This is a genomic window from Kribbella sp. NPDC051718 (assembly GCF_040681515.1).
In the GTDB taxonomy this organism is placed as follows: domain Bacteria; phylum Actinomycetota; class Actinomycetes; order Propionibacteriales; family Kribbellaceae; genus Kribbella.
Genome location: NZ_JBFAYZ010000018.1, coordinates 1 through 23,820, shown reverse-complemented (window position 1 = coordinate 23,820; position 23,820 = coordinate 1). Strand labels below are relative to the sequence as shown.

At 67.3% G+C, this 23,820-nt stretch carries 17 protein-coding genes; 10 read left to right on the top strand and 7 right to left on the bottom strand.

Features of this window, described 5'->3' with window-relative positions; translation table 11 throughout:
* Window positions 1-38 precede the first annotated feature (38 nt).
* Together AB0M15_RS40210 and AB0M15_RS40205 are read left to right on the top strand one after the other, a co-directional pair.
* Window positions 39-2,975: a BTAD domain-containing putative transcriptional regulator gene (locus tag AB0M15_RS40210; RefSeq protein WP_363831997.1), complete on the top strand. Its 2,937-nt coding sequence runs from the start codon at window positions 39-41 to the stop codon at window positions 2,973-2,975.
* Window positions 2,976-3,079: 104 nt separating this feature from the next.
* Window positions 3,080-4,045 (top strand): glycoside hydrolase family 6 protein, encoded by a 966-nt coding sequence (locus AB0M15_RS40205; RefSeq protein WP_363831992.1) that lies wholly within the window; start codon window positions 3,080-3,082, stop codon window positions 4,043-4,045.
* Here the strand turns inward: AB0M15_RS40205 and AB0M15_RS40200 are convergent.
* The 6 genes from AB0M15_RS40200 to AB0M15_RS40175 all read right to left on the bottom strand — a co-directional run bounded on the left by AB0M15_RS40200 (window position 4,042) and on the right by AB0M15_RS40175 (window position 12,869).
* A complete protein-coding gene (locus AB0M15_RS40200; protein WP_363831989.1) occupies window positions 4,042-5,004 on the bottom strand; it encodes a GDSL-type esterase/lipase family protein in 963 nt (320 codons plus the stop codon). The two genes, AB0M15_RS40205 and AB0M15_RS40200, sit on opposite strands and share 4 nt — an antisense overlap.
* Before the next feature lie 202 nt (window positions 5,005-5,206).
* The gene (locus tag AB0M15_RS40195) at window positions 5,207-8,101 is read right to left on the bottom strand and encodes a CBM35 domain-containing protein (RefSeq protein ID WP_363831985.1); all 2,895 of its coding nucleotides are present in this window, start codon (window positions 8,099-8,101) and stop codon (window positions 5,207-5,209) included.
* Window positions 8,102-8,145: 44 nt separating this feature from the next.
* Window positions 8,146-9,021, bottom strand: a complete 876-nt coding sequence (locus AB0M15_RS40190; protein WP_363831983.1) for a carbohydrate ABC transporter permease — start codon at window positions 9,019-9,021, stop codon at window positions 8,146-8,148.
* Window positions 9,018-9,902: a sugar ABC transporter permease gene (locus tag AB0M15_RS40185; protein ID WP_363831979.1), complete on the bottom strand. Its 885-nt coding sequence runs from the start codon at window positions 9,900-9,902 to the stop codon at window positions 9,018-9,020. The genes AB0M15_RS40190 and AB0M15_RS40185 overlap by 4 nt, the downstream gene beginning before the upstream one ends.
* Window positions 9,903-9,908: 6 nt before the next feature.
* Window positions 9,909-11,270 (bottom strand): sugar ABC transporter substrate-binding protein, encoded by a 1,362-nt coding sequence (locus tag AB0M15_RS40180; protein ID WP_363831976.1) that lies wholly within the window; start codon window positions 11,268-11,270, stop codon window positions 9,909-9,911.
* A 12-nt stretch (window positions 11,271-11,282) separates the two neighbouring features.
* A complete protein-coding gene (locus tag AB0M15_RS40175; RefSeq protein ID WP_363831973.1) occupies window positions 11,283-12,869 on the bottom strand; it encodes a glycoside hydrolase family 13 protein in 1,587 nt (528 codons plus the stop codon).
* A 140-nt stretch (window positions 12,870-13,009) separates the two neighbouring features.
* Here AB0M15_RS40175 and AB0M15_RS40170 point away from each other — a divergent pair, with 140 nt between their 5' ends.
* Window positions 13,010-14,065, top strand: coding sequence for a LacI family DNA-binding transcriptional regulator (locus AB0M15_RS40170; RefSeq protein WP_363831969.1), 1,056 nt, complete (start codon window positions 13,010-13,012; stop codon window positions 14,063-14,065).
* On the opposite strand, the gene AB0M15_RS40165 is transcribed toward AB0M15_RS40170, so the two are convergent.
* On the bottom strand, window positions 14,015-14,818 hold the full coding sequence (locus AB0M15_RS40165; protein ID WP_363831966.1) for a TrmH family RNA methyltransferase: 804 nt from the start codon (window positions 14,816-14,818) through the stop codon (window positions 14,015-14,017). The genes AB0M15_RS40170 and AB0M15_RS40165 overlap by 51 nt on opposite strands.
* A gap of 224 nt (window positions 14,819-15,042) precedes the next feature.
* Between AB0M15_RS40165 and AB0M15_RS40160 the strand changes: the two genes are divergently transcribed.
* The 7 genes from AB0M15_RS40160 (at window position 15,043) to AB0M15_RS40130 (ending at window position 23,679) form a co-directional block, all read left to right on the top strand.
* Complete coding sequence (locus AB0M15_RS40160) at window positions 15,043-16,029, top strand: ATP-binding cassette domain-containing protein (RefSeq protein ID WP_363831963.1); 987 nt, start codon at window positions 15,043-15,045, stop codon at window positions 16,027-16,029.
* Window positions 16,026-16,850, top strand: a complete 825-nt coding sequence (locus AB0M15_RS40155) for an ABC transporter permease (protein WP_363831960.1) — start codon at window positions 16,026-16,028, stop codon at window positions 16,848-16,850. Before AB0M15_RS40160 ends, AB0M15_RS40155 begins: the two co-directional genes overlap by 4 nt.
* Before the next feature lie 142 nt (window positions 16,851-16,992).
* Window positions 16,993-18,183, top strand: coding sequence for a hypothetical protein (locus AB0M15_RS40150; RefSeq protein ID WP_363831956.1), 1,191 nt, complete (start codon window positions 16,993-16,995; stop codon window positions 18,181-18,183).
* Window positions 18,180-18,803 carry a hypothetical protein gene (locus AB0M15_RS40145; RefSeq protein ID WP_363831953.1) on the top strand — a complete coding sequence of 208 codons (624 nt, stop codon included), beginning with the start codon at window positions 18,180-18,182 and terminating at the stop codon, window positions 18,801-18,803. The genes AB0M15_RS40150 and AB0M15_RS40145 overlap by 4 nt, the downstream gene beginning before the upstream one ends.
* Window positions 18,800-19,453: a hypothetical protein gene (locus tag AB0M15_RS40140; protein WP_363831950.1), complete on the top strand. Its 654-nt coding sequence runs from the start codon at window positions 18,800-18,802 to the stop codon at window positions 19,451-19,453. Before AB0M15_RS40145 ends, AB0M15_RS40140 begins: the two co-directional genes overlap by 4 nt.
* Window positions 19,450-22,767: a chromosome segregation ATPase gene (locus AB0M15_RS40135; protein WP_363831946.1), complete on the top strand. Its 3,318-nt coding sequence runs from the start codon at window positions 19,450-19,452 to the stop codon at window positions 22,765-22,767. Before AB0M15_RS40140 ends, AB0M15_RS40135 begins: the two co-directional genes overlap by 4 nt.
* Window positions 22,768-23,025: 258 nt before the next feature.
* Entirely contained in the window at window positions 23,026-23,679 is a 654-nt protein-coding gene (locus AB0M15_RS40130; RefSeq protein ID WP_363831943.1) for a hypothetical protein, read from the top strand.
* Window positions 23,680-23,820 lie beyond the last annotated feature (141 nt).

Genomic DNA, 23,820 nt, shown 5'->3' with positions numbered 1-23,820 from the left:
GTTTGACGGGAGGCGGGGGGATCAGCGCAGACTCTGGTATGGCCGATGGGTTCTGTATCGATCTGCTCGGGCCGTTGACGGTCCGGCACGACCGGGTGCCGCTCAGCCCGGGGCCGATCAGGCAGCAGGCGATGCTGGCCGTGCTGGCGCTGCACGCCAATCAGGTCACCTCTGCGGAACAGTTGCTGGACCTGGTCTGGGACGAGAATCCCCCGTCCAGCGGCCTGCGTGTCATCCCGACGTACGTCTACCGGATCCGCCAGACGCTGCCACCCGAGGTCGCGCTCGAGCGCACGACGGGCGGCTACGTACTCCGCCTGCCACCAGGTGCCCTCGACATCGATCGCTTCGAGTCGGCGATGAAGGCTGCCGAGCAGGCCGAAGATCCATCCCTGTACCGCGATGCGCTGGCCCTGTTCCGTGGCGAGCCGCTGAGCGGGTTGCCCGGCAACTATCTGGCCGGTCAGCGCCGGAGACTCACCGAGCGGCGCGACGATGCCCTCAGCGGGCGGCTTGGCCTGGAGCTCGGCGCGGGCCGCTTCGCGGACGTAGTACCGGAGTTGTCGGCTCTGGTTGCCGAGCGGCCGCTCGATGAGCGGTTTGCCGCGCAGCTGATGACGGCGCTGTTCCACAGCGGGCGGCGAGCCGAGGCGCTGGAGACTTATGCGCGGACGCGGTCGTTGCTGGTGGACGAGCTGGGCGTCGAGCCGGGGCAAGGTCTGCAGGCCGTCCATCAACTTCTGCTCCGGGACCTCGCAGAGCCGGCCAGCGGCCGCGATGAACTGCCCTACAGCGGCGCGACTTTCATTGGCCGTACGGCGGAGCTCGACGCAGTCGTCAAGGCGCTGGCCCCTGATACGCGTGGCGCGCCGCCGGTCGTCGCCATCGACGGGATGGCGGGGCTCGGGAAGACCGCGCTCGCTGTCCAGGCTGGACGCCGGGTTGCGGCGCAGTACCCGGATGGGCAGTTGTTCGTAGATCTGCACGGCCACACTCCCGGGCGCGAGCCGCTTGGTGTCGATCACGCGGTCGACCACTTGCTCCGCGGCATCGGCGTACCGGCGGAGAAGCTGCCGTGTGATCCCGCGGAACGTGAAGCGCTGTGGCGATCGGAGACGGCCGGTCTGCGGTTGCTGATCGTGCTCGACAACGCGCCCGACACCCGCGCAATCCTGCCTTTGTTGCCTGGGGCACCGACCTGCGCGGTGCTGGTGACGAGCCGCCGGCAATTGACAAGCCTCGGCAGCAGTCTGCGGCTCGGACTCGACCTGCTCGCCGACGACGAGGCTGCAGCGCTGCTGACCGAGCTGGTCGGCGCGGAACGAGTCGCCGCCGTCGATGCCGTGGATGAGCTGATCGAGTTGTGTGGGCGGCTGCCGTTGGCGCTGCGGATCGCCGGTTCGCGGCTGAGGCATCGGCCGTCCTGGCCGGTCGCGCATCTCAACGAGCGGCTGCGAGCCCGCTTGCTGATAGAGCTCAGTGGCGAGACCGATGGCGTCGGGCCGGCATTCGCTGTCTCCTACGAGCAGCTGAATGCCGACCAGCAGCTGATGTTCCGGCGGCTGAGCCTGATGCCGGGCAAGGACATCGACCACTACGGAGCCGCAGCATTGGCCGGTCTGACAGCGACCGCTGCCGAGGACGTACTGGAGAGCCTGGTCGACGCAAGCCTGCTACTGCAGCCCAGGCCCGGCCGGTTCGAGTTCCACGATCTACTGCGCAAGTACTCCGCCCAGGTGATGACCACTGACGACCAGAGCGCCGAGGCGATCAACAGCCTCCTCCAGTACTACGTACGCACCGCCCGCCGATCCGCAGCGCACCACCACGACCTACTGCCCGATGACTGCGACCGCACGGACCTCGACGACCCCGAAGTGAGCCAAGACCTCGCCTGGGCCGACGCCGAGCGGACCAACCTGGTCGCCGCCGTTCAACTGTCAGAGCGCGAAGGGCATGACGACCTGACCGTGCCCCTGACCATAGCGGTCGCCCCCTACCTTCACCTGCGTACCAGGCAGGACGAGCTGGACGTAGTACTCACCGCCGGCCTGGCAGCAGCTCAACGAGGAGCCGACAAGACAGGCGAGGCCCGGCTGCTGTATCTGCGCGGCCACATCGGCCAGTTCCGCTGCGGGCCGGCCCACGGCGTGTGCGACCTCCGACGCGCGGCTGAACTCGCCAACGACGAGTCACCCGCGCTGCAGTCGCACATCCTCGGCTCACTCGGCTACACGGTCGGCTCGCTCGACCTCCACTCGGACTGGCCCGACCTCCTCCGCGAATCGCTCCGGCTGGCTCAACTGGCCGACGACCAGCGCGCGACGGTCTCCACCCTCGGCCACCTCGCAGGCCTTCACGCCAGGCAGTGGAACTTCGCCGTAGCCCTCGAGTACTACGAGCAGGCCCTCTCCATGGCTCGCGCGCTGGGCGATGAGCGGCTCGAGCCCAACCTCCTCAACGGTATGGCCAGCTGCCACCTGGACGCCGGCAACGCCCACCCAGCACTCCAAGCAGCTCGTACGGCGCAGGAGCTCGCAGCGACCCACGCCCTCGAGTTCCCGCTCAGCTACGCGCTCTGCCACCTAGGCGAGGCGTACCGGCAGCTCGGCTGGCACGCCCAAGCAGTGGAGACCCACCGCCGGGCACTGGAGATCGCTGTCGACAACTGCACCTACTTGGACGAGGTAGACGCCCGCCTGAACCTAGGTCGCAGCCTGCTGACCCACGGCTGCCAGGATCAGGCCGAAGACCAGTACCAGCTCGTACTACGCCTCTGCGAGGACCGTCAGTACCCACTTGGCATCGCCCAGGCACTGGTCGGCCTAGCCGACTGCCACGAGTCACTGCAGCCAGGCGAAGCCCGCGGGCTGCTGCTCCGGGCCTTGGCAGCAGTCAGCGACGGCGTGCACCCAGTGCTGGCCGGCCGGCTCGAAGACCGCCTGGCCGCGGCCACCTCGGGGCAATCTGCATAACCGCCCAATGTAAGTGATGGGATGTCCTTCTGTCAGTCAGCGAGATTTCATCCGGCTGACAGAGTCTCAGGACGTCCCACCTCCCCGCCCGCAGAGGAACCCGCATGAAACGACACCTGATCGGCGCCGCCGTCGCGCTGGCCTTCGTAGCGACCTGCACCACCGCCCAGGCGACACCCGCAGGCAGTCCTGTCTCGATGACGACTGGTTTCTATGTCGACCCGAACTCCAACCCGGCGATCTGGGTGCGTGACCACCCGTCCGACGCCGCTGCCCCGAGTATCCGAACGAACATCGCGGAGAAGGCCGGAGGGCGCTGGTTCGGCAACTGGAGTGGGAACATCCAGCAGGCCGTGTCGGCCTTCGTCGGTGCTGCGGACAGCGCTGACAAGTTGCCGATCCTGGTCGCGTACAACATCCCCGGTCGCGACTGCGGTGGCGACTCCAAAGGTGGCGCCGGGTCGCCGGAGCTCTATCGCGCCTGGATCAGCCAGTTCGCGGACGGCATCGGCAACCGCCCGGCCGTGGTGATCATCGAACCGGACGCGCTGGCGCAGTTGGACTGCATCCCGGCCGAGGTGAAGCAGACCCGGCTCGATCTGCTGAAGTACGCGGTGAACCAGTTCGCGAGCAAGAACCCGAACACCTGGGCCTACATGGACGGGGGCAACGCGACCTGGATCGACGCCGGCGAGATGGCGCGGCGGCTGAACCTGGTCGAGGTGAACAAGATCCGCGGCTTCGCGCTGAACACGTCGAACTACTACACGACCGCGCAGTCGGTCACCAAGGGCAACGCGATCCGGGCGGGACTGAACAGCCCGGCGCAGTTCGTGATCGACACCAGCCGCAACGGCAACGGGCCCACCGCGGACAACCAGTGGTGCAACCCGGCCGGTCGCAAGCTGGGCGACACCTCAAGAGACGGCAGTCACATCTCCGGAACGCTCGACAGCCTGCTCTGGCTGAAGGTCCCCGGCGACTCCGACGGCGACTGCGGCTCCGTCCGCGGCATCCCCGCCGGCACCTTCTCCCCCGTGCTCGCCGGCAACCTGATCACTGGACGCTAGAGAAGGGGACGAAGCTCCTCGGTCAGGCGGGTGGCGATCTTCGCGTGCCCGTCGACCGAGGGGTGGACGCCGTCCGTGCAGTCGGCCTCGGTGATCCAGCCGTCGGTACCGACGTACCGGATCCTGGGATCGTCAGCCGTCTTCACCGCCGCCTCGATCTCGCTGGCGTACTTGCCGCTGAAGGGGCTGAGGGCAACGATCTCGCTGTTCCCGTACGCCGATCGCACCACCCGCAGGTACTCCCCGTACTGCGCAGCGCTCAGCGTCTCGTCGTTGACCCCCAGGTTGAGCACCACCAGATCCGGCTCCTCGACCCGCTCGGCCACCGACCCGGCGAAGTTCCACCCGAAGGACTCGAGCCCCGACGGCACCTCCCCGTTCCCGGTCCGCACGACACCCTGCCGACCGAACCCGACCTGGTACGCCGATCCGCCCAGCGCCCGCGCTGTCAGATACGCGAACGACTTGGTTCCGTCCGCACCCTCCGACTCGGGGTGAGCGCTGAGCGCCCGGACGCCTTGCGTGATCGAGTCGCCGTAGAACTCGAGTCGCGGCCCACCCGGTCGCCCGGCCAGGCGCAACCGGGTGTCGGCGTCGAGGACGAGCCCGGCGAAGACGACGGCGCATTCGAACGGCGGGTTCCAGCGGTTCGCGTGTTCGTTCACGTCCTTGACGACGATCTCGACCTTGTGGACGCCGACCTCGGCGGTCAATTCGATGACTGGTTGCTGTACGGCGTACAGGGTGGGTTCGCCGTCGTCGATCGTGACCCACAGGTGCGGCGCAGTGGTGAGCCCGCCGACGTCGAACAACGCCTGCACGGCGGTCCCGTTGAAGGTGAAGGAGATCCGCGACCCGGAGTTGACCGTGATCGCCAGCCCCGGCTGATGCCCCCACTGCCCTTCCAGCACCACCCGAGGATCCCCCGGCGCCACCACTTCACCCGCGACAAACACCACGCCACCACTCCCAGCTAGCCCAACTGACCACCTCATCCTCCCAAACCCGTACGCAAGAACAGGCAGTAGTCCCCCATCTGCCCACACCCGCCAACTCGCTGAGCGTGGCACCCCACCACTCGCCCGCGGACGTCCTGTTCTCAGGTACGGAGCTGGCCCTCCCGTGGCGGTCAGGGGCACGGGAGGGGGGAGCGTTGGAGGGTTAGAAGCCGGAGTTGCCTGGGCCTCGGATCAGGGTGTAGCCGAAGGCGTTGTTGAGGGCGCCGGAGGGGGTGCCGGAGACCGTGACGTAGTTGAAGGTGGCGGAGCCGGCCACCTGGAGGTCTATGCCGTAGGTGCCGGTGGTTTGGATCTTCACGTGGTCGAAGGTGAGGTTGGTGACGTTCTTCTGCCAGCTCATCAGGATGCCCTGGTAGGTGCTGTCGATGATGTCGACGTCCTTGATCAGCACCGGGGCGGTGATCTCGCGGGCCTCGGCGTAGATCCACAGGCCGCCTTGGCTGCTGTTCCAGTCGGTGTTGAAGCCACCGGCCCGGGTGATCGTGTTGCGCTGGACGCTCGTCGTACCGCTGAACGGCTGGGCCGAGTGCCACGTACTGATCGTGATCCCGGACGCGGTGTAGACGGTGTCGGAGAACAAGTTGTCCTCGATCCGGTTGCCATTGCCGCCGTAGATCGCGGCTGTGTTGGCCAGCGTCGGCAGCGACGCGTTGTTGAAGGTGAACGCGCAGTTCGCCACCGAACTGTTGAACGACCACATCGCCAGCGCGTCGTCACCCGTGTTGCGGAACACGCTCTGATCCACCCGGCTGTTGCTGACCGGGCTGCCGTCACCGCTGAAGGTGTTGAGATTGACGCCGTCGGCGAACATGTCGCGGATCCGCACGCCGGCGACGTACAGGCCGTTGGTGCCGCTGTTGGCCCACAGACCGACCTTCGAGTGCTCGAGCCAGACGTTGTGGATCAGCGAACCGCTGCCGAAGTTGCCCTCCAGCGCGGCGTCCGTGGTGACCGAACCATCCGGGTCGCGATAGCGCACATCACCGGCGAAGTAGAAGTCGGCGAGCTGCACGTTGCCGCCGGTCGCGAAGAATCCGCCGCGACCCGCGTTGCCACGGATCGTCGAGTACCACATGCCCGCACCGCGGATCGTGACGTTGTCGACGTTCACCCGAGCGGTCAGATCGAAGACACCTGATGGGATCCACAGCGTCTTGCCGGCCGACTTCGCCGCGCTGATCGCCGAGTTGAACGCCGCCGTGTCGTCACCAGAACCGGACACGGCGCCGTAGGCGGTCACATCAATCGAGTTGGCGGGGATCGTGTAAGCGTTGGCAACGACCTCGGTGTCGATCAGGTCGACGGTGATCGGTGTCGAGGTGTCGTTCTGCAGCTTGATCACCGTGCCCGCCGGGTACGACGGCAGCGTCGACCGGACCTCGTCGTAGAACCGATGCCCATTGCCCAGCGCCGGATCATTGGGGAACGGGTAGGTGCCGTAGACCCAGCTGTACGCCGACGTCAGCGTGAGGTCCTTGACCTTCGCCCCGGCCACGTACACACCGAGCGGCGCCGTGATCCCGGTACCGGCCGCGTTGTCCGGGATCGAGTAGCGCACGACGATCGAGTTGGTCGGCTTGGTCAGGGTGAACTGCGTGTACTTGCCCGCGTTGTCCAGCCGTACCGCCCGCCGCCCGGACGACTCCGACGCAACAGTCCGATAGGTGCGGTCGGGCCCGATCACCACGCCATTGGTACTGCTGTTCTCAGCCTCGTACTCCGTATAGGGCACCGTCGCGCCACGCGCTGCGAGGTCCGTCGATCCGGCGACGGCGAGATCGTCAAGCGCGACATTGCCGCTGTCACCTGCGTCGTACTGGTACCCGATCAGGTTGAGCCCGGCTCGCAGCGACAGGGACTGCTGCACCGTTGCCCAACCACTTGCCGCGGGCAATGAGACCTGACCGGCCTTCACCCCGTTGGCGTAGACGCTGAGGGTCTTGGTGGAGCCGGTCGTGTTGCTGTAGCGGAGGGTGGTGGACGCATTGCCAGCGGCGGTGACGTTGACCGTGCGGATCAGGCGGGCACCCACTGCGGAAAAGCCGGTGACGTAGCCGGATCCGGCGTACCCGGAGATCGACGTGCCTACGCTGGTACCGCCGGACAAGAAGGCGTTCTCCAGCGCCGGACCACCGGATGCCGGTGGCGGGTCGGTCGGGGCAGAGACAGTGATGTTGTCGAGATTCACGTTGCCGGTGTCGGCGGTGTCGAACCTGTAGGCGATGGAGTTGGCGCCCGCCGTCAGCGGGACCGTCTCCCCTGCAGTGCCCCAGGTGTCCCAGTTGGCCGTGGCCGGGAGGCTGATCTGCCTCACTTTGACCGCGTTGGCATAGAGCGACAGCGTCATCGCGACGCCGGTGCCGTTCGCATAGCGCAGGGCGACCGTGCCGGTCCCCGCCGTGGCGGCGGAGACCGAGAAGGTCGTCGCCGCGTTGCCCTTGTTGGCGTCGGTGTAGCCGCCGACGAAGCCGGAACCGCTGTAGCCGGCATGGTCGGTGGCAACGACTGCGCCTCCGGACAGTGCAGCCGACTCGGCTTCCAGGGTGCCCTCGGCGGGTGCTGCCGCGCTGGTCACCACCAGCTTGTCCAGATTGACGTTGCCGGAGTCCGCCGAGTCGAAGCGGTAGCTGAGCTGGTTGGAGCCCGCTGGGAGCGCCAGTGTCGTGTGCAGATCGCTCCAGCTGTCCCAGTTGGCCGAGGCAGGCAGGGTGAGTTGCTGGACCTTCGTACCGGCGCGGTAGAGCGACAGAGTCTGGGTGGCGCCGGTGCCGTTCGCGTACCTGAGCGACACGTCGTAGCTAGCGGCCGAAGGGATGGTGACCGCGGCCGTGACCGCTGCAGTGCCTTTGTGGGAGTCGGTGAAGCCGCCGACGAAGCCGGAGCCGCTGTAGCCGGCATGGTCGGTCTCGACGACCGCACCCCCGGCCAGGGACGCGTTCTCCGCCTCCACTGTTGCAGTGAAGCCCGCAGCCGAGGCCGGCAGGTACGAGGTAGCCAATAATGCGGCTAAGAGCGTGACGAACGTCTTTTTGGGCATGACTGTGGAGCCCTTCTGTCAGGGTCGAGCGGGGGCGGAACTACTTATCCCTTGACTGCGCCACTGAGTGCGTTGGACTTGAGGAACAGTCGCTGGAAGATCAGGAACAGCGCCACCGGAATCACCGTCGAGATCGCGAGTGCCGCCAGGAACACATCGAGTTCGACGAACTTCTGCAGCGCGGGGAGCCGGACGGACAGGGGTTGCAGATCGGGGTCGGGCAGGACCAGCAGCGGCCAGAGGAAGTCCTTCCAGGCCGCGATGATCGCGAACACCGAGACCACGCCGAGGATCGGGCGGGACATCGGCAGGACGACGGACCAGAACATCCGGTACGGTCCGGCGCCATCGACCCGGGCGGCCTCGAAGACCTCCCGGGGCAGGTTGTCGAAGAACCGTTGCACGATCAGGATGTTGAACGCGTTCGCGCCGGCCGGCAGCCAGACCGCCCAGAACGTGTTGATCAACGAGGTCTTCAGCAACGGCGGATCGACGATCGTGAGATACAGCGGGACGAGCAGCACGACGGACGGGACGAAGAGCGTCGCGAGCACGATCCCGGTCAGGGCCTTGCGGTAGCGCGGGCGGAGTACCGACAAGGCGTAGCCGGCCGTGGTCGCCACCAGCAACTGGACGAACCAGGAGCCGGCCGCGAGGACCACGGTGTTGAGGAAGTACTTGTCGATCTCCACCCGCGACCAGGCGGTGGACAGGTTGGCCCAGTCGATCCCATGCGGCCACAACGCGAGCGGCGCTCTCAAGGTGTCCTGGGTTGGAGTGACAGCCGCCTTGGCCAGCCACAGCATCGGGCCCAGGCCGACCAGGAAGAGCAGTCCTAGAAGGACCACGTGCACGGAACGCGCAGTACGCCGTACGCCGGGGCGGCGCCAGTCCGACGACGAGAGGATGCCCCTGCTCATGAGCGGCTCCAGGATCGGGTCAGGCGGAAGTAGACGGCCGACAGGATGCCCAGGGCAACGGCCAGCATGATGCTGAGAGCGGTCGCGGCGCCGTACTCGCCACCGAGACTGTTGGCGAACGCGTAGTCGTAGATGAGTAGCAGGATCGTGGTCGTGGAGTTCGCCGGGCCGCCACCGGTGAACAGGAACGGCTCCAGGAAGACCTGTGACGTCCCGACGACCTGCAGGATGAATGTGATCAGCAGGACGCCTCTGAGCTGCGGCAGCGTCACATGCCAGATCTTGCGCCAGATAGACGCTCTGTCGATCTCGGCTGCTTCGTAGAGGTCAGTGGCGACACCGGTCAAGGCAGCGAGGTAGATGATGACCGTGCCGCCGGCCGCGGCCCAGGTCGCCTCGATGACCAGTGCCGGCATCGCACTGCCCGAGTCCTGCAGCCAGGAGACCGGGCCGATGCCTACTGCGCCGAGGATGGTGTTGAAGACGCCATTGGGTCCGGCGTCGTAGAAGAACTTCCAGAGCAGCACTGCGACTACCGGTGGGATCACCACGGGCAGGTAGGCCAGTGCGCTGTAGAGCCCCTTGAAGCGGCGCACTTCGCTCATCAGGACTGCAGCGATGAGTGGGACCGGGTAGCCGAACAACAGGGCCAGCAGTGCGAAGTACAGGGTGTTCTTGACTGCTGTCCAGAGCAGTGGGTCGGCCAAGACGTCCTTGAAGTTCTGTAGGCCGACGAAGGTCGCAGGGGTGACCAGGTTGGTCTCCTGGAAGCTCATCACCACAGCCCTGAGGATCGGGATCCAGGAGAAGACACCGAAGACCAGTAGCAGCGGTAGCAGGAAGACCAGCGTGCTCAGGCCACTACCCCGACCTCTTCTCATCAGGGGCTACTTCCGGTCGAGGAGGGTCTGCGCCTCGGCGTTGGCGTTCTTGAGCAGCTTCGCGATGTCGGCGTCTTTGTTGGTCAGTACCGACTGCACGACCGGGTCGAGCAGCTTGTAGACCTCCTGCGTCGACCGGACCGGCTCGGTGAGCAGGGGCTGGTCGAACATCTTGTCCGTGTACGGCTTCATCTGGTCGAGCGGGACGTTGACGTACTCCTTCACCCAGCCCAGTGACTCGTCGTACGTCGCCTTGTCGAACACCGGTAGCTGCGGAGCACCCACTGGTTGCTTGGAGGCCGCAACAGTCTTGGCATCGAGTACTGCGGCGTCCTTGTCGGCCAGCTTCTTCATGTAGAAGTAGTCGATCCACTTCACGGCAGCGGCCTTAACACCGTCGTTGGCCTTGGCACTGACCGTCGCTAACGTCCCACCGCCCAGCACTCCGGCCTGGTCGTTGCTGGCGAGCGGGATAGTCGTCACGCCGTAGTCGGCCGGCTTGAGCGCGTTTTGCGTGACTAGTGAGCCGTAGTTGCCGCCACCGGACACGTACATCCCGATCTGGCCGGACGCGAAGGCCTGGTTGATGCCACCCCAGTCATAGAGGAAGTTGGAGCCCATGCTGTTGTCCGTCCAGCGCATGTCCTTCAGTAGCTGCAGTACGGACGTCATCTCGGGTGTGTCGAGCTGTGCAGTCGCGGTGTCGCCGTCGAGCTTCTCCGTGCGGCCGCCGAACGCGTAGTCGAGGGTGGTGAGGATCCAGCCACCGGTGTTGTCGGTAGTCAGTTCGGCGTACCCGGCCTTGCCCGTCTTGTCCGCGATCTGCTTGGCGTCCGCACGGACCTCGTCCCAGGTCGCCGGCGGCTTGTCGGGGTCCAGCCCGGCCTGCTTGAACAGGCTGCGGTTGTAGTGCAACGCCTGCCCGTACGCCGCGATCGGGACGGCCCACATCTTGCCGTCCTCGGCTTTGCCCGCCTTGGCGACGTTCTCGCTGAACTTGCCCGCGTACGGCAGGGCGGAGACGAGGCCGCTGATGTCGGCGATCTGTTTGCGCTGGATCAGGCCGCGGCCGTCGGTGAACGGGACGGTGAAGACGTCGGGCAGCGTGCCACCAGCAAGCTGCGCGGTGAACGTCGTCGCGGTCCAGTTGTACTCCTGCGGGACGACGTCGATCTTCGGGTTGTCCTTCTCGAACTGCGCGACCCGGGCGTCGAAGGCCGCGATCGCGCCCTTGTCGAGGCCCGGATCGCGGGCGACCTTCAAGGTGACCGGGCCGTCGGGCGTCGCCTTGGTGTCGGAGCCGGAGCCGGAGCAGGCGGTGAGGCTCGCGGCCAGGGCGACCACGAGAGCGATGGGAGTGAGCTTCATTGCGTGGTTCTCCTACTTCGTGGTCAGCCAGACGGCTGCGTCGGTGGGGAGGCGATCGTCAACGAGGGCGGCGCTGGCGAGCAGGACTTCGCCGTCCGGCGGAAGCTGGATCGGCTCGTCGCCCAGGTTCACCAGGCAGCGGAAGCGCTCTCCCCGGCTGAAGGCGATGACGTCGTCGGTGTTGAGGTCGTGCCAGGCGAAATCGGTGGGCAGCTCGCGGCGGAGGTGCAGCGCCGCGCGGTACAGGGCGAGCATCGAGCCGGGGTCGCGTTCCTGCACCTCGACGGAGTGGCTGCCCCAGTCCGCGGGCTGCGGTAGCCAGGGGGTGAAGCCTTGCGAGTTGAAACCGAAACTCGGTCCGGTAGTTGTCCAAGGCAACGGTACGCGGCAGCCGTCGCGGCCGGGATCGGCGCCTTCGGAGCGGTGGAAGATCGGGTCCTGCAGGGCGGCGAGCGGAAGGTCCTCGACCTCGGGCAGGCCGAGTTCGTCACCCTGGTACACATAGAGCGACCCGGGCAACGCGGCCGTCAGCAGCGCGGCCGCCCGTGCTCGTCGCTGCCCCAGCGCCAGATCAGTCGGTACGCCGAACCGCTTGGCCTGGAACGAGAACGAGCTGTCCTCCCGTCCATACCGGGTGGCCGGTCTGGTGACGTCGTGGTTGGACAGGACCCAGGTGGCCGGCGCATCGACCGGCCGGTGCGCGGCCAACGTCGACTCGATCGAATCGCGCAGTTCGGATGCTTTCCAGGGCCGGCCCATCAGGTCGAAGTTGAACGCGGTGTGCATCTCGTCCGGCCTGAGGTAGCGGGCGAACCGCTCGGGATCGGCCAGCCAGATCTCCCCGACGAGCACCCGCGGTTCGGCGTACTCGTCGGCGATGCTGCGCCAGGATCGGTAGATGTCGTGCAGCTCGTCGCGATCGACGTACGGGTGCTCGGAGGCCTCGCCGTACTCCGGGAAGCTGGGATCCTTGACCGGCATGGTGGCCGAGTCGATCCGGATCCCGGCGACGCCCCGATCGAACCAGAACCTGAGGATCTCCTCGTGTTCGCGGCGGACGTCGGGGTGGTTCCAGTTGAGGTCGGGCTGCTCGGGGGTGAAGAGATGGAGATACCACTCCCCCGGCGTACCGTCCGGGTTCTTCGTCCTGGTCCAGGTGTCGCCGGAGAAGCTGGAGACCCAGTCGGTCGGCTGCTCCTCGTTCTCCTTGAACCAGAACCGTTCCCTCGCCGGTGAGCCCGGGCCTTGGGTTAAAGCCTCCTTGAACCACTCGTGCTCACTGGAGATGTGGTTGGGGACGACGTCGATGATCGTGCGGATGCCTAGGTTGGCGGCTTCCGCGATCAGTTGCTCGGCCTCCTCGACGGTACCGAAGGCCGGATCGATCACCCGGTAGTCGGCCACGTCGTACCCGCCGTCCGCGAGCGGGGACAGGTACCAGGGGGTGAACCAGATGGCGTCGATCCCGAGGCTGCTCAGGTACGGCAGCCGCGAGCGGACGCCGGCCAGGTCGCCGGTGCCGTCGCCGTTCCCGTCGGCGAAGCTGCGCGGGTAGATCTGGTAGATCGCCGCGTCCCGCCACCACTGCTGCGTGCTCACCTCTTGTACTCCGTTCGCTCATGGTAGGTTTAGCGCTCCACCTTGGTGGGACCGTAAGGCCGCTTCCGGGCGGCTGTCAATGCCCTGTCACGGGGCGGGATGCGCTCGTATCCTGGCCGCGACAACCGAGAGGAGCCGCTGTGCGGGTCACGCTGAAGGACATCGCCGACGAGGCCGGGGTCAGCATGATGACGGTCTCGAACGTGGTGAACGGCAAGCGCGCCCGGGTCTCACCGGAGACGATCGAGCGGATCCAGCGGATCGTCGCCGAGCGCGGGTACGTGCCGAGCGCGTCGGCCCGCAGCCTGGCCGCGAAGTCGTCCCGGCTGATCGGCCTGCTGGTGCCGGCCGCCGACGAGGACAGCCTGATGATCAGCCCCCACAACGTGGCGATCGTCGGCCAGATCGAGCGTGAACTGCGCAAAGGCGGGTACCACCTGCTGCTCCGCGGGATCGCTGCGCCGGCGGAGGTTGCCGAGGCGCTGCAGTCGTGGAGTCTGGATGGAGCAGTGCTACTCGGGTTCCTGGATGAGGAGATCGACCGGCTCACTGCTCGCGCGGTGGGGAAGGTGTCGCTGCTGGCGATCGACAGCTATTCGGCGAACCCTTTGACTACCGGCGTACGGTCCGACGACTACACCGGTGCGCTGCTGGCCGCGCGGCACCTGCTGGAGCTCGGGCATCGGGAGATCGTCTTCGCCGGGCCGTCGTTCTCCGATGTCGGCGTGGTGCACGAGCGGTTCTCTGGATTCCAGGCCGCCTTCGCCGAGGCGGGGCTGACCTGGCGGGAACGACTGGTCACCGCGACCACCACGCATGCCAGCGGTCGCGAACTCGGCCGCGGCCTCAAGGCTTCACACCCTGCGGCGACGGCTGTGTTCGCGACCGCCGACATCCTGGCGATCGGGATCATGGAAGGGCTGGCGGAGAGCGGCTTCTCGGTGCCCGCCGACGTTTCCGTGCTCGGGTTCGACGACCTCGACCTGAGCGCCTACGTCACGCCCAAGCTGACCACGATCGCGCAGGACATCCCGCGGAAGGCGGCGATCGCAGTACAGCTGCTCCTGGGCACGATCGAGGGCAAGGAACATCCCGTCGACCCGATAACGCTGGAAGTCCGGCTGATCGAGCGCGGGTCGACCGCCTCACCACCCCTCCTTGCGGGCCCGGGCCTCGAAGAGCAGGATGCCGGCTGACAGCGCGACGTTGAGCGAATCGGCCTGCCCGAGCATCGGGATGCTCACCTTTCCGAATCCCTGCTCGTGCCAGCTCCGGTGCAGCCCCTCGCCTTCCGACCCAACCACAAACGCTGTCCTTCCTTGGTACGCCGGAGCCTTGTAGCTCCCGGCTGCCGCGGGGTCGGCCAGGTGGACGTCGAACTCGTGGCGCCTGAGCCAGCTCGCTGCCTCGACGACGCTCTGGAACTCCAGCACCGGCGTGGTGAGCACCATGCCGCGGCTGGCCGCGTATACAGCGGGATGATTCGGGCGGGCCCGGCGACTGGTGAGGACCAGGCAGTCCGCGCGGGCGGCGTCGACCGTACGGATCAGGGTGCCGAGGTTGCCGGCGTACTCGACGCCATCGGCGACCAGTACCAGCGAAGACTCGTTGAGCCGGAGCTCCTCGGCTCGCCACTCGGGGAGCCGGGCAATGGAGATGAGACCGTCGGACCGGCTCCTCCGGCTGACTCGCGCCAGCATCTTCGGTGAGATCCGGTAGACCTCATGTGCTCTCGCGGCGATCTGGGCTGCTGTCTGTGGTTGCTCGCAGAATTCCGGACAGTAATAGAAGGTTTCGATGACGGTCGGGGTACTGAGCAGCTGGCTGTGCTCCCAGCTCCCCTCGACCAGGATCCGGCCGGGGACGGAATCCTTGCGAACGGCGAGCAGGGCGCGGCCACGCGGGTGCTGCGCTCCGATCGGCAAGGCGTCGGGAAATGACGGTGCCATGGGGTGACTCCGGTGAATGAGAACAGCAGACCGCGCCCGGGGACGCCTTCGTGGGCATCCGCACCGGTCGGTGTGCTGGGGTCGGCTAGAGCGTTTGGGGACGCACTAGCCGAGCAGTCTCATCATGCTTCGGATGGTAGGGAACGCAGCGCCCGGCGTCATCCGCTTTTCTGCGTGCAGAAAAGGGTCGGCCGGTTGTCGGTAGGGCGCTCTAGGGTGAGCCCATGTCCAACGGACCCGCAGTCGAAGCGATCGATCTGGTGAAGCAGTTCGGCACGAACCGTGCCGTCGACGGGGTGAGTTTCGTCGTCCCCGAAGGAACGGTGCTGGGCCTGCTCGGTCCCAACGGCGCCGGCAAGACGACCACGGTGCGGATGCTGACGACGCTCAGCGTGCCCACCAGCGGGACCGGCCGGGTGGCCGGCTACGACGTGCTCAAGCAACCCGCGGAAGTGCGCCGCAGCATGGGCCTGACCGGTCAGTCCGCGACGATCGACGAGCTGCTGACCGGCCGGGAGAACATCCGGCTGATCGGCAGGCTCTACGGATTGCCGACCAAGTACTTGCGCAAGCTGTCCGACGAGTTGCTCGAGCGGTTCCTGCTGACGGACGCGGCCGACCGGGTGGCCAAGACCTACTCGGGCGGGATGCGTCGACGGCTGGACCTCGCGGTCAGCCTGGTGGCCGCGCCGCCGGTGCTGTTCCTGGACGAGCCGACGACCGGACTCGACCCACGCAGCCGCGCGGACCTGTGGGAGGTACTGCGCGGCCTGGTCCGGGACGGCACCACCTTGCTGCTGACGACTCAGTATCTGGAGGAGGCCGACCATCTGGCCGACGAGATCGTCGTGATCGACAAGGGCAAGGTGATCGCGGCCGGCACGCCGACGCAGCTCAAGGACGAGGCCGGCCGGGCCAGTGTGGTCGTCACGGTCGCGGCGGCTTCGGACCTTCCACGCGCCGCCGAGCTCCTGCGACAACATGCGCCCGAGGTGCACGTCGAGGAGGTGAGCCGGCGGCTCACGGCGCCGGCGGCCGGCCTGGCCGACATGACCCGGATCGCGGGCGTCTTCGCCGACAGCGGGATCGACGTCGACGACCTCGGCCTGAAACGACCGAGCCTCGACGACGTCTTCCTGCATCTGACCGGTCACCGCGCCGAGTCGACCGACACCACCGAGACGCTGACCGAGCAGGAGGCCGTCCGATGACCGCCGTGATGACCAGGCCGCCGATCCATCAGCGCACCTTGCTGCAACAGTCGCTGACCGTGGTCTGGCGCAATCTCCTGCACATCAGGCGGATGCCGGAGATGCTGCTGGACGTGACGATCCAGCCGGTGATGTTCGTCCTGCTGTTCGCCTACGTGTTCGGCGGCTCGATCGACGTGCCTGGTACGTCGTACCGGGAGTTCCTGCTGCCGGGGATCATGGCGCAGACCATCATCTTCTCCTCCGCCATCGTGGCCATCGGACTCACCAGCGACCTGGAGAAGGGAATCGTCGACCGGCTGAAGTCGCTGCCGATATCCCGCTCGTCCGTGCTCGTCGGGCGGAGCCTGTCGAGCCTGATCCACTCCGGTATCGGCATCGTGGTGATGAGCGTGACCGGCCTGCTGATCGGCTGGCGGATCCGCGACGGACTGCTCAACGGCGTGCTCGGGTACCTGCTCCTGCTGCTCTTCGGCTTCTCGATGATCTGGCTGGGCATCTGGGTCGGGTCGCTGATGCGCTCGGTGGAGGCGGTGAACGGCTTCATGTTCACCGTGATGTTCCCGCTCACCTTCGTCGCCAACACCTTCGCGCCGACCCAGGACATGCCCCGCTGGCTGCAGCTGATCGCAGAGTGGAATCCGGTGTCCGCGCTGACCGCGGCCTGCCGCCAGCTGTGGGGCAACGGCCTGGCACCCTCACCGGACGCTCAGTGGCCGCTCCAGCACCCGGTGCTCGCGTCCATCGCCTGGTCACTCCTGTTCACGGCCGTCTTCGCGCCACTCGCCTTGGTGGCCTTCCGCCGCCGCTCGCGGGACTGAGCTGCGGCGGGCGGCCCGCCTGGCCGGGTTTGTCCGGACGAGTTTGTCCACAGGCCCGGCGAGTGCCGATTTCGATCCGTCGGCCGGCGTCGATAAAGTCCGTTCTCTGGCTGTCTTCGGGGGCGGCCACGGGAGGAGAAGCATGGACGCGACATTGCTGGACGCGGAGGCCGAAGCGGCTGTCCTGCGCGTCTATCGGCAGGTCTTCGCCGTGCTCGCCCGGGAGGCCGGCGCGATGATCGTCGACCCGGAGCTGCTGGACGCCGACCAGGCGATCCTGGACGCGTTCGCGGAGGCGGGCAGCGATGGGCTGACCGTTGAGCAGGCCGCGCTGGCCTGCCGTGGGTGGCCGCATGAGGTGATCGTGCGGCGTTTCGAAGTACTGCGGCAGTACGGTGCGATCACCAAGCTGGTGGACCGGCCCAACGAGTTGCGTCACCGGGCGGCCTTCGCGCCGTACGTGATGCTGATGTTCCTCAAGCGGATGTCGGTGCAGGGTGGGCAGGCGGAGCTGCACCAACTGCTGACCCTCGAGGCACACAGCGTGAGCGATCCGCGGGCTGTCGAGGAGCAAGGGCAGGCGTCGATCCAGCGGCTGACGAAGGTGTTCCGGCTGCTGGGGAACGAGCTGTCCATCCTGGTGTCGACGAGCACGACTGCTCAGCTGCGGGAGAACGCGCAGCTCGCCTGGGGTAACGAGCGCCTGATCGAGCAGGCCGAGAAGGTCCACCGGATCGTGCTCGAGCGGTGGCCCGGGTTGCACCAGGTGTGCACGCAGCTGCGGATGTCGCTGGCTGCGTATGCGGATGCCGTTCAGCTGGCGGCCGGGCGATTGGTCGAACGAGCCGGTACTACGCGGGCGCTGGGGTTGCTGCCGATCGAGACTTGGCTGACGTTTACGCGGAGCAGCGATACGGAAGTACTGGCCGGTGTCTTGGACGGGTTGCTGTTCGACGCGGCCGCGCCCGACTTCTCACCAGAGGGCATGCTCGAGGCAGTCGAGTCCGGCCGCCGAACCGGTACCGCGCGAATGGCACCCCCTCGCCCTTCCTCGGAGACGGACGCGCCCGAGTCCGCCGCTGCAACCGACCGTGAGGACCTACGCGCCGAAGCCGAGCGAATCCTGGCGGGCCGCTCCTGCGTAAGCATCGTGGATGTGGTCGACGACGCCGGCGACTGGGTCACCGCCCGCCGAGTCCTGGCCGAGCTGACCGCGGCCCACCTCCACGACGAACTCGACTACGAACTCGTCTGGGGCGACGGCATGCGAATCGATCCCACGGCCGGCACCCCCTGGGCCACCGAGGGAACCTTCCGGCGGGTGACCCGATGACCTCAGAAGCAGTCGAGAGCGGCCGCTCCTACACCGCCCTCTGGTGGGCCAAAGTCCAGTCCGCCGGCCCCCTCCAAGTCTCCCCAGACACCCCAGCCGTCCCCGGCCTCACCCGAGCCCCCGAACCCGACGGCAGCACAATCTGGATGCTCCCCACCCTCCCCGAAGGCGCCGGCCACGGCGTCCTCGAAGAGCTAGGCATGCCTCCGGTAGCCGTAGAAATGCCCAACGAGACGGCCCGAGTCCTAGCCATCTGCGTAACCTGCTGCTGGCAAGACCGAAGCTCCTCCCCCTGGCCCGGCACCACCGGCACCCTCACCCAAATCAAGGCCGTCTACGCCGGCCTCCGAGGCCGCCCCGAACAATCCAGCGACCTAACCCTCATCATCGGCAGCCTCCGCCGCCTACACGCCACCAGCTGGCTCCTCTGGAACGAAAAGGCAGGCGAAGTCCGCCTGGGCCCCCGAGTAACCACCTGGGGCCCTTCCTCCCAAACCGGCCTAAGAGAACTCTGCCGAATCCTCCCCGACCCACCAACTGCAGTACTGACTCCAAAGACAGAGCCTGAGGCAGAGCCGGACCCACTTCCTTCAGAACCTGCGGCTGTGGAGGAACTATGAGCGAGCAGCATGCTCTTTTCGATCAGTTGTTGCAGGATCTGAGTGATCGGAGCAGGGACGAAGTACTGGCAGCTTTCAGCGCGGTGCAATATGCGGCTCACCCGGTGGCTGAGGTACAGCTGGCCGGGCTGCGGGATGTGACGTTGCGCCGTCAGGTGCAGAAGATGTTGAAGCTGATCGGGCGCACGCTGGTGCATGTCGACGGCACCCACTGGACCGCCGGATACGCCGACGACATCGCCGAGACCTTGACGGCGCAGGGCTGGCAACCGCTCTCGGTGGTCGACCGCGCAGTACTAGTACTGGTCCTCGTCCACTCGGTAGCGATCCCCCGCAGCGAAGGCATCCTCACCGGCGACAGCTGGAAGTCCGCCCGTCCGACGACGGTCGACGAGCTCCGCACCACCAAGATCAGCAGCGAGGAGCGTCGCCTCGCCCTCCAGCGACTCCGCGCCGCCGGCTTGATCCAACTGTCCGGCGACCATTCCGGCGGCCCGAGCTACATCCCGGGCCCGCAACTCCAACGCCTCACCCCGGCCGCACGGCGTCGCCTGCAGGATCAGCTGATTCTCGCGGCCGCCCCGTCGAGCCCGATCGCGGAGGCCATCCGCGCTCGCAAAGGCATCACCGAAGAAGAAGGAGCGGCATGAGCACCCCCACCCCGGCTGAGGACGGGCCGTACGACATCCTCGGCTCGAAGGTGCTGCTCGGCGTCCAGGTCGTCGACCTGTCCCGGCTGTCGACCCACCCGATCCCGATGGTCGGCCAGGGCCTCGTCACCGTCGCCGGCCAAGGCCCGGTCGACTCCAACGGCGCCGGCAAGTCCTCCTGGATCGCCGCCCTCTCGCTCCTCCACGCCGACGACCAATGGCGCCTCACCAGCGGCGCTCCCGGCGCCGCCGAGCTGCTCTTCACCGCCGAAGCAGCCGGCCAGGAAGGCACCTGGTCCAACGTCGACCGCGGCTACATCGTCGGCGTCTTCTCCGACCCGGACCTGACCGAGCTGGCCGAGATCGAAGCGGCCGCCATCACCGTCTGGATCAGGATCAACCGCAAAGCGTCATACCTGGACCTGCGCTGGAAGAGCGGCCTGCACGTCCCGTACGGCGTCACCGAAGCCGAGCGCGCAGCCGGCGCCGACGCGCTCTGGGCCGCACTCCCCCACTCCAACGGCCGCACCGATTTCCACGCCAACAAGCTCTCCACAGTCCTGTACGGCGGCCAGGTCCGCTGCGTGTCGTTCCTCTCGACCTCTGTCCGCTCATCGCCGACCGCCAACCTCCTCGCCGAGCCGCTGAACGAGCTCGGCCCCGCGCGCATCTTCAACGCGATCGCCACCCTTACCGGCCTCGACCACGAGCTGGAGCAAGAGCAGGCCCATCGCTCCGCCGAGCACACGCAACGCGAAGCAACCAAGCAGGCAGCGGCCGACCTCCAGCGCTGGGAACAGGAGATGGCCACCGTCGAGGCAGGGATCCTGCAGCGCGCCGCCGCTCGCGAAGCCCTCGCCTCCGCCCGCGAATCCTGGCGAGCCCGCTGCGCCCGGCACCTCGTCGACGGCGACGCCCGCAACAGCGAGATCCTCCAAGAACTAGGCGTGCTAGACGAGCGAGTCGCCGAGCAGGAGGCGCGACGCGAGACCGTCGACACCGAGATCGAGGCGTTCGGCAGCGAAGAGAATCTGCTCCGAGACGTCCAGCTCACCCGTCAAGAGCGCGACAAACTCGACGCCCGCGACCGCGAACTCGACCTTGCACAACGCTCAGTACGCGAGCAGCTCGAGCGCCTCGGCCAGGAGCACCGCAGACTCCTCGATGCCGGACGCTCAGCCGACGGACGCGACCTGACGGCAGCCGCCGAGGAGCAAGACGAAGCCCGCGCCGTCCTCGAGGAGCACATCGGACGCGATCACGCAGCACGCTCGTACGTCGACCAGGCGACCGCCGACCTCCGCGAAGCCGAGAGCGGCCAAACCGTCTCTGCTCCGCAGCAACAGGTGCTGGCGAACGCCGGCATCGAGTGCGGCGCGCTCACCGACATCACCGAGCTCGCGACGGCCGACCGTGCGGAGTGGGAGCCGCGGCTGGCCCCATACCGGGAAGCCGTTGTCGTCGACGCGTCGGACGTCGCGATCGCAACGTCGGCCCTGAGTGACGCCGGCTATCCGGGCTTCCTGCTCGTGCTCGCCAACCGGCCGGACGCTGCCGCTTTCAAGGGCGGACCGGCGTCGGCGGACAAGCGATTCAAGCTGGACGGGTTCTTCGCGGCTCTCGCCGCGCGTTCGGCGAAGGAGATCATCGACGAGCCCGCCGGCGTGGTCGCCGTCGGGCAGTTCGAGGAAGCGATTACCGGTCGCACTGCCCGCATCGAAGCGGCCCGCCGCCGACTCGACGCAGCCGTCGAGGCACGGTCTGCCGCGTCGGCCGCATTGGAGCAGGCTCGCGCACGAGTGGACCAAGCTGAGCGGCGTACTGCGGCCGCCCGCGCGCTCGGGACCGCTGCGGACGTACAAGAGCAGATCCTCGCCCTGCGTGAGGCGAACGACCAGCACGAGACCGATCGCGAGACCCTCGCGCCCGCCTTGCAAGCAGCCAAGGAATCAGCCGAGGCCGCCGCCGGGCAGCAACTCGTCCGCGACGAGCGACTGAAGAACCTCGAAGCCACTCGGCGGGATCACGACCGCATCCTCGACGAGCTCGCTGGGCGACGGCTCGTGCTCCTGGAAGAGCAGACTGGGCTCGACCTGGTCAGCCGGACCACCGCCTGGGGCGGCAGCGCCGCGGAGGCCTCTGAGTTCCTGGTCGCCTTGCCGGATGACGCGGCTCAGCGCCGTACGACGGCCGACTGGAACCACCAAGCCTGCACCCAACTCGACGATGTCGTACGCCGTTGCTTCCCGAACGCGCGCTCGCGGGAAGAGATCCCGTCCGAGCTGTGGGAGATCCTCAACGGCGCCGACGGCTGGTCGAACGGGACGCTCGGCGCTCGCGTCGCCCTGGTACCGGCCCTGCAACGGACGCTGGCAAGCCACCTCGCGCAGCACGAGACGTTCGACAGCCTGCAGCAACAGCAGATCGCCAGCCAACGGGCTGAGCGCAATGCAGCTTTGGAGCGGGCCCGCGAGGGACTCGGCGAAGCGGAGAGCACTGCGCGTGCCCACCGCTCGTCGCTGGCGGACGGAATCAAGGCGCGGCTGCGACTGGTGTCGGCGGAGTTCGACCGGCTCGACCAGCAGTACGGCGGCTACGGAGCGAAGCTCGAGTACCCGGAGCCTGACCCGCCAGCCGAGCCGGACAAGCCGTGGCGCTGGACGGTTACGCCGAAGTGGCGTCGGTCCGAGGGTGGGCCGTTCTCGGCGTTCAACGTCAAGGGCAACACCGCGCAGATGGACGAGAAGGCAGTGAAGCTCGTCTGCGCCGCTGCACTGGCCGGCGGCAGCGACCGTCCGCTGCTCCTGATCCTGGACGAGCTGGGCCGGAACCTCGGCTCCCAGCACCGGCGCGAGGCCGTCGCCCTGTTCGAGCAGATCGGCCGCGACCGGAACATCACCGTCATCGGTGCCCTGCAGGACGACATGGAGCGTTACGCGCTGTCCTCATCCCGTCTCTACGTGAAGCTGCGGCGCTCCTCCGACACGATGGCCTACAACCAGGCACCGGTCGTGAAGGGCAACGAGGAGTACTCCGCCCGGGTAGAGCTCCTCCGCGGTTGGCTCGACTCCTACCGAGGCCCCCGGCCCACCCTCGACCTAGCCGAGCAAACCCTCGACGCTGCTGACGTCCCGCAACCCGACTCAACCGCTACAGCTGAGACCGTCGACGCTGGCTCCACCACCGAGACTGCTGACCCGGCTCCCGCAAAGGCAGCAAAGCCGGTCAGCCGACGGAAGGCAGCTAAATCGGTCAAGCAATCGACCGATGCCGAGGCGGGCGACCACAGCGGAGCAACCGGAGTCGTGGGCTGAACGGGTCCGGGGTCTGGCCGGCCGGCGTTCTGCGTCGGCCGAGGGATCGGTTTTGGGCGGGAGGCTGCGGAAAACAGACCCCGGTGGTCGGGCGTGACCTGTGGTTCGTTCACACTGGAGGGGTGTCGTGTCAGCAGATGGGCGTTCAGGCCTGGTTCCGCTGTTCACACGGAGTAGGCGGAGCTCTGGCCAACCCCTCCTCGTTCGGCGTACCGTCCGTTGGACAGGTCCAGCCGGCAGCTGATCGGAGGGCGTGAGATGGCATCTTGGCTACTGCGCGCCCAGTGGGCTCACCGAGACGAATCGGTCGAACACCGAGCGCTCCGCGTCGGGCGCACCCTGACCGCGGTCGCTGTGGCGTTCCCGGAGGTCCACCTGTGGACGCAGGACGAGCGCTGGGGTTTCCACGTGCTCGAGGCGGACGCCTCCACGCCCCTGCAAGAAATGGTCGAGGCGACCACGAAGGTCCTCTCGAACGGTTCGAGTACCACCCGCCTGCACCTGCAGAGCGCCGGTGAACTCCCCTGGCTGTTCGATCTCTCCATGGGCGGCACCCTCACGACGGTCTCCGACCAGCTCACTCTGCACTGGAGTGACGAGGACGCCCTGATCCAGTCAGAGCGCTTCGCCCAGGTGCTCCGTGCAGTCGTCACGATCTGGGAACCCGAATGGGCCAGCATCGCCGACACCGAACTGGCAGCAGCCGCCGGCGTCTTCCGTCGCGGCATCCCGATGATGGGCTGGCTCACCTACGTCCGCGGCCTGGTGGCCGGCGCGCACGGCATAGACATCGGCCTGACCCCATTCGAACGCGGCACTCTGCTCCAGGCACCCGTCGCCCCCGCAGACCTGACCCCGATCCACATCTGCGCCGCCGCGGCTCTGGTAGGAATCTCCCCCGACGACCTCTGACACCTGCGCCGGCAGGGTCTGCAAAGGTCAAAAAGGTCTGTGAACGCATTAAGGGCCACCCGAGTGGGTGGCCCTTAACAGTGTGAATGTCCGGCGACGTCCTACTCTCCCACGACCTACCGGTCGCAGTACCATCGGCGC

Excerpts from the sequence above, each read along its gene's own strand:
- AB0M15_RS40210 (WP_363831997.1), top strand. The coding sequence starts at position 39 with ATGGCCGATGGGTTCTGTATCGATCTGCTCGGGCCGTTGACGGTCCGG.
- AB0M15_RS40205 (WP_363831992.1), top strand. The coding sequence starts at position 3,080 with ATGAAACGACACCTGATCGGCGCCGCCGTCGCGCTGGCCTTCGTAGCG.
- AB0M15_RS40195 (WP_363831985.1), bottom strand. The coding sequence starts at position 8,101 with ATGCCCAAAAAGACGTTCGTCACGCTCTTAGCCGCATTATTGGCTACC.
- AB0M15_RS40190 (WP_363831983.1), bottom strand. The coding sequence starts at position 9,021 with ATGAGCAGGGGCATCCTCTCGTCGTCGGACTGGCGCCGCCCCGGCGTA.
- AB0M15_RS40185 (WP_363831979.1), bottom strand. The coding sequence starts at position 9,902 with ATGAGAAGAGGTCGGGGTAGTGGCCTGAGCACGCTGGTCTTCCTGCTA.
- AB0M15_RS40180 (WP_363831976.1), bottom strand. The coding sequence starts at position 11,270 with ATGAAGCTCACTCCCATCGCTCTCGTGGTCGCCCTGGCCGCGAGCCTC.
- AB0M15_RS40165 (WP_363831966.1), bottom strand. The coding sequence starts at position 14,818 with ATGGCACCGTCATTTCCCGACGCCTTGCCGATCGGAGCGCAGCACCCG.
- AB0M15_RS40160 (WP_363831963.1), top strand. The coding sequence starts at position 15,043 with ATGTCCAACGGACCCGCAGTCGAAGCGATCGATCTGGTGAAGCAGTTC.
- AB0M15_RS40155 (WP_363831960.1), top strand. The coding sequence starts at position 16,026 with ATGACCGCCGTGATGACCAGGCCGCCGATCCATCAGCGCACCTTGCTG.
- AB0M15_RS40150 (WP_363831956.1), top strand. The coding sequence starts at position 16,993 with ATGGACGCGACATTGCTGGACGCGGAGGCCGAAGCGGCTGTCCTGCGC.
- AB0M15_RS40145 (WP_363831953.1), top strand. The coding sequence starts at position 18,180 with ATGACCTCAGAAGCAGTCGAGAGCGGCCGCTCCTACACCGCCCTCTGG.
- AB0M15_RS40140 (WP_363831950.1), top strand. The coding sequence starts at position 18,800 with ATGAGCGAGCAGCATGCTCTTTTCGATCAGTTGTTGCAGGATCTGAGT.
- AB0M15_RS40135 (WP_363831946.1), top strand. The coding sequence starts at position 19,450 with ATGAGCACCCCCACCCCGGCTGAGGACGGGCCGTACGACATCCTCGGC.
- AB0M15_RS40130 (WP_363831943.1), top strand. The coding sequence starts at position 23,026 with ATGGCATCTTGGCTACTGCGCGCCCAGTGGGCTCACCGAGACGAATCG.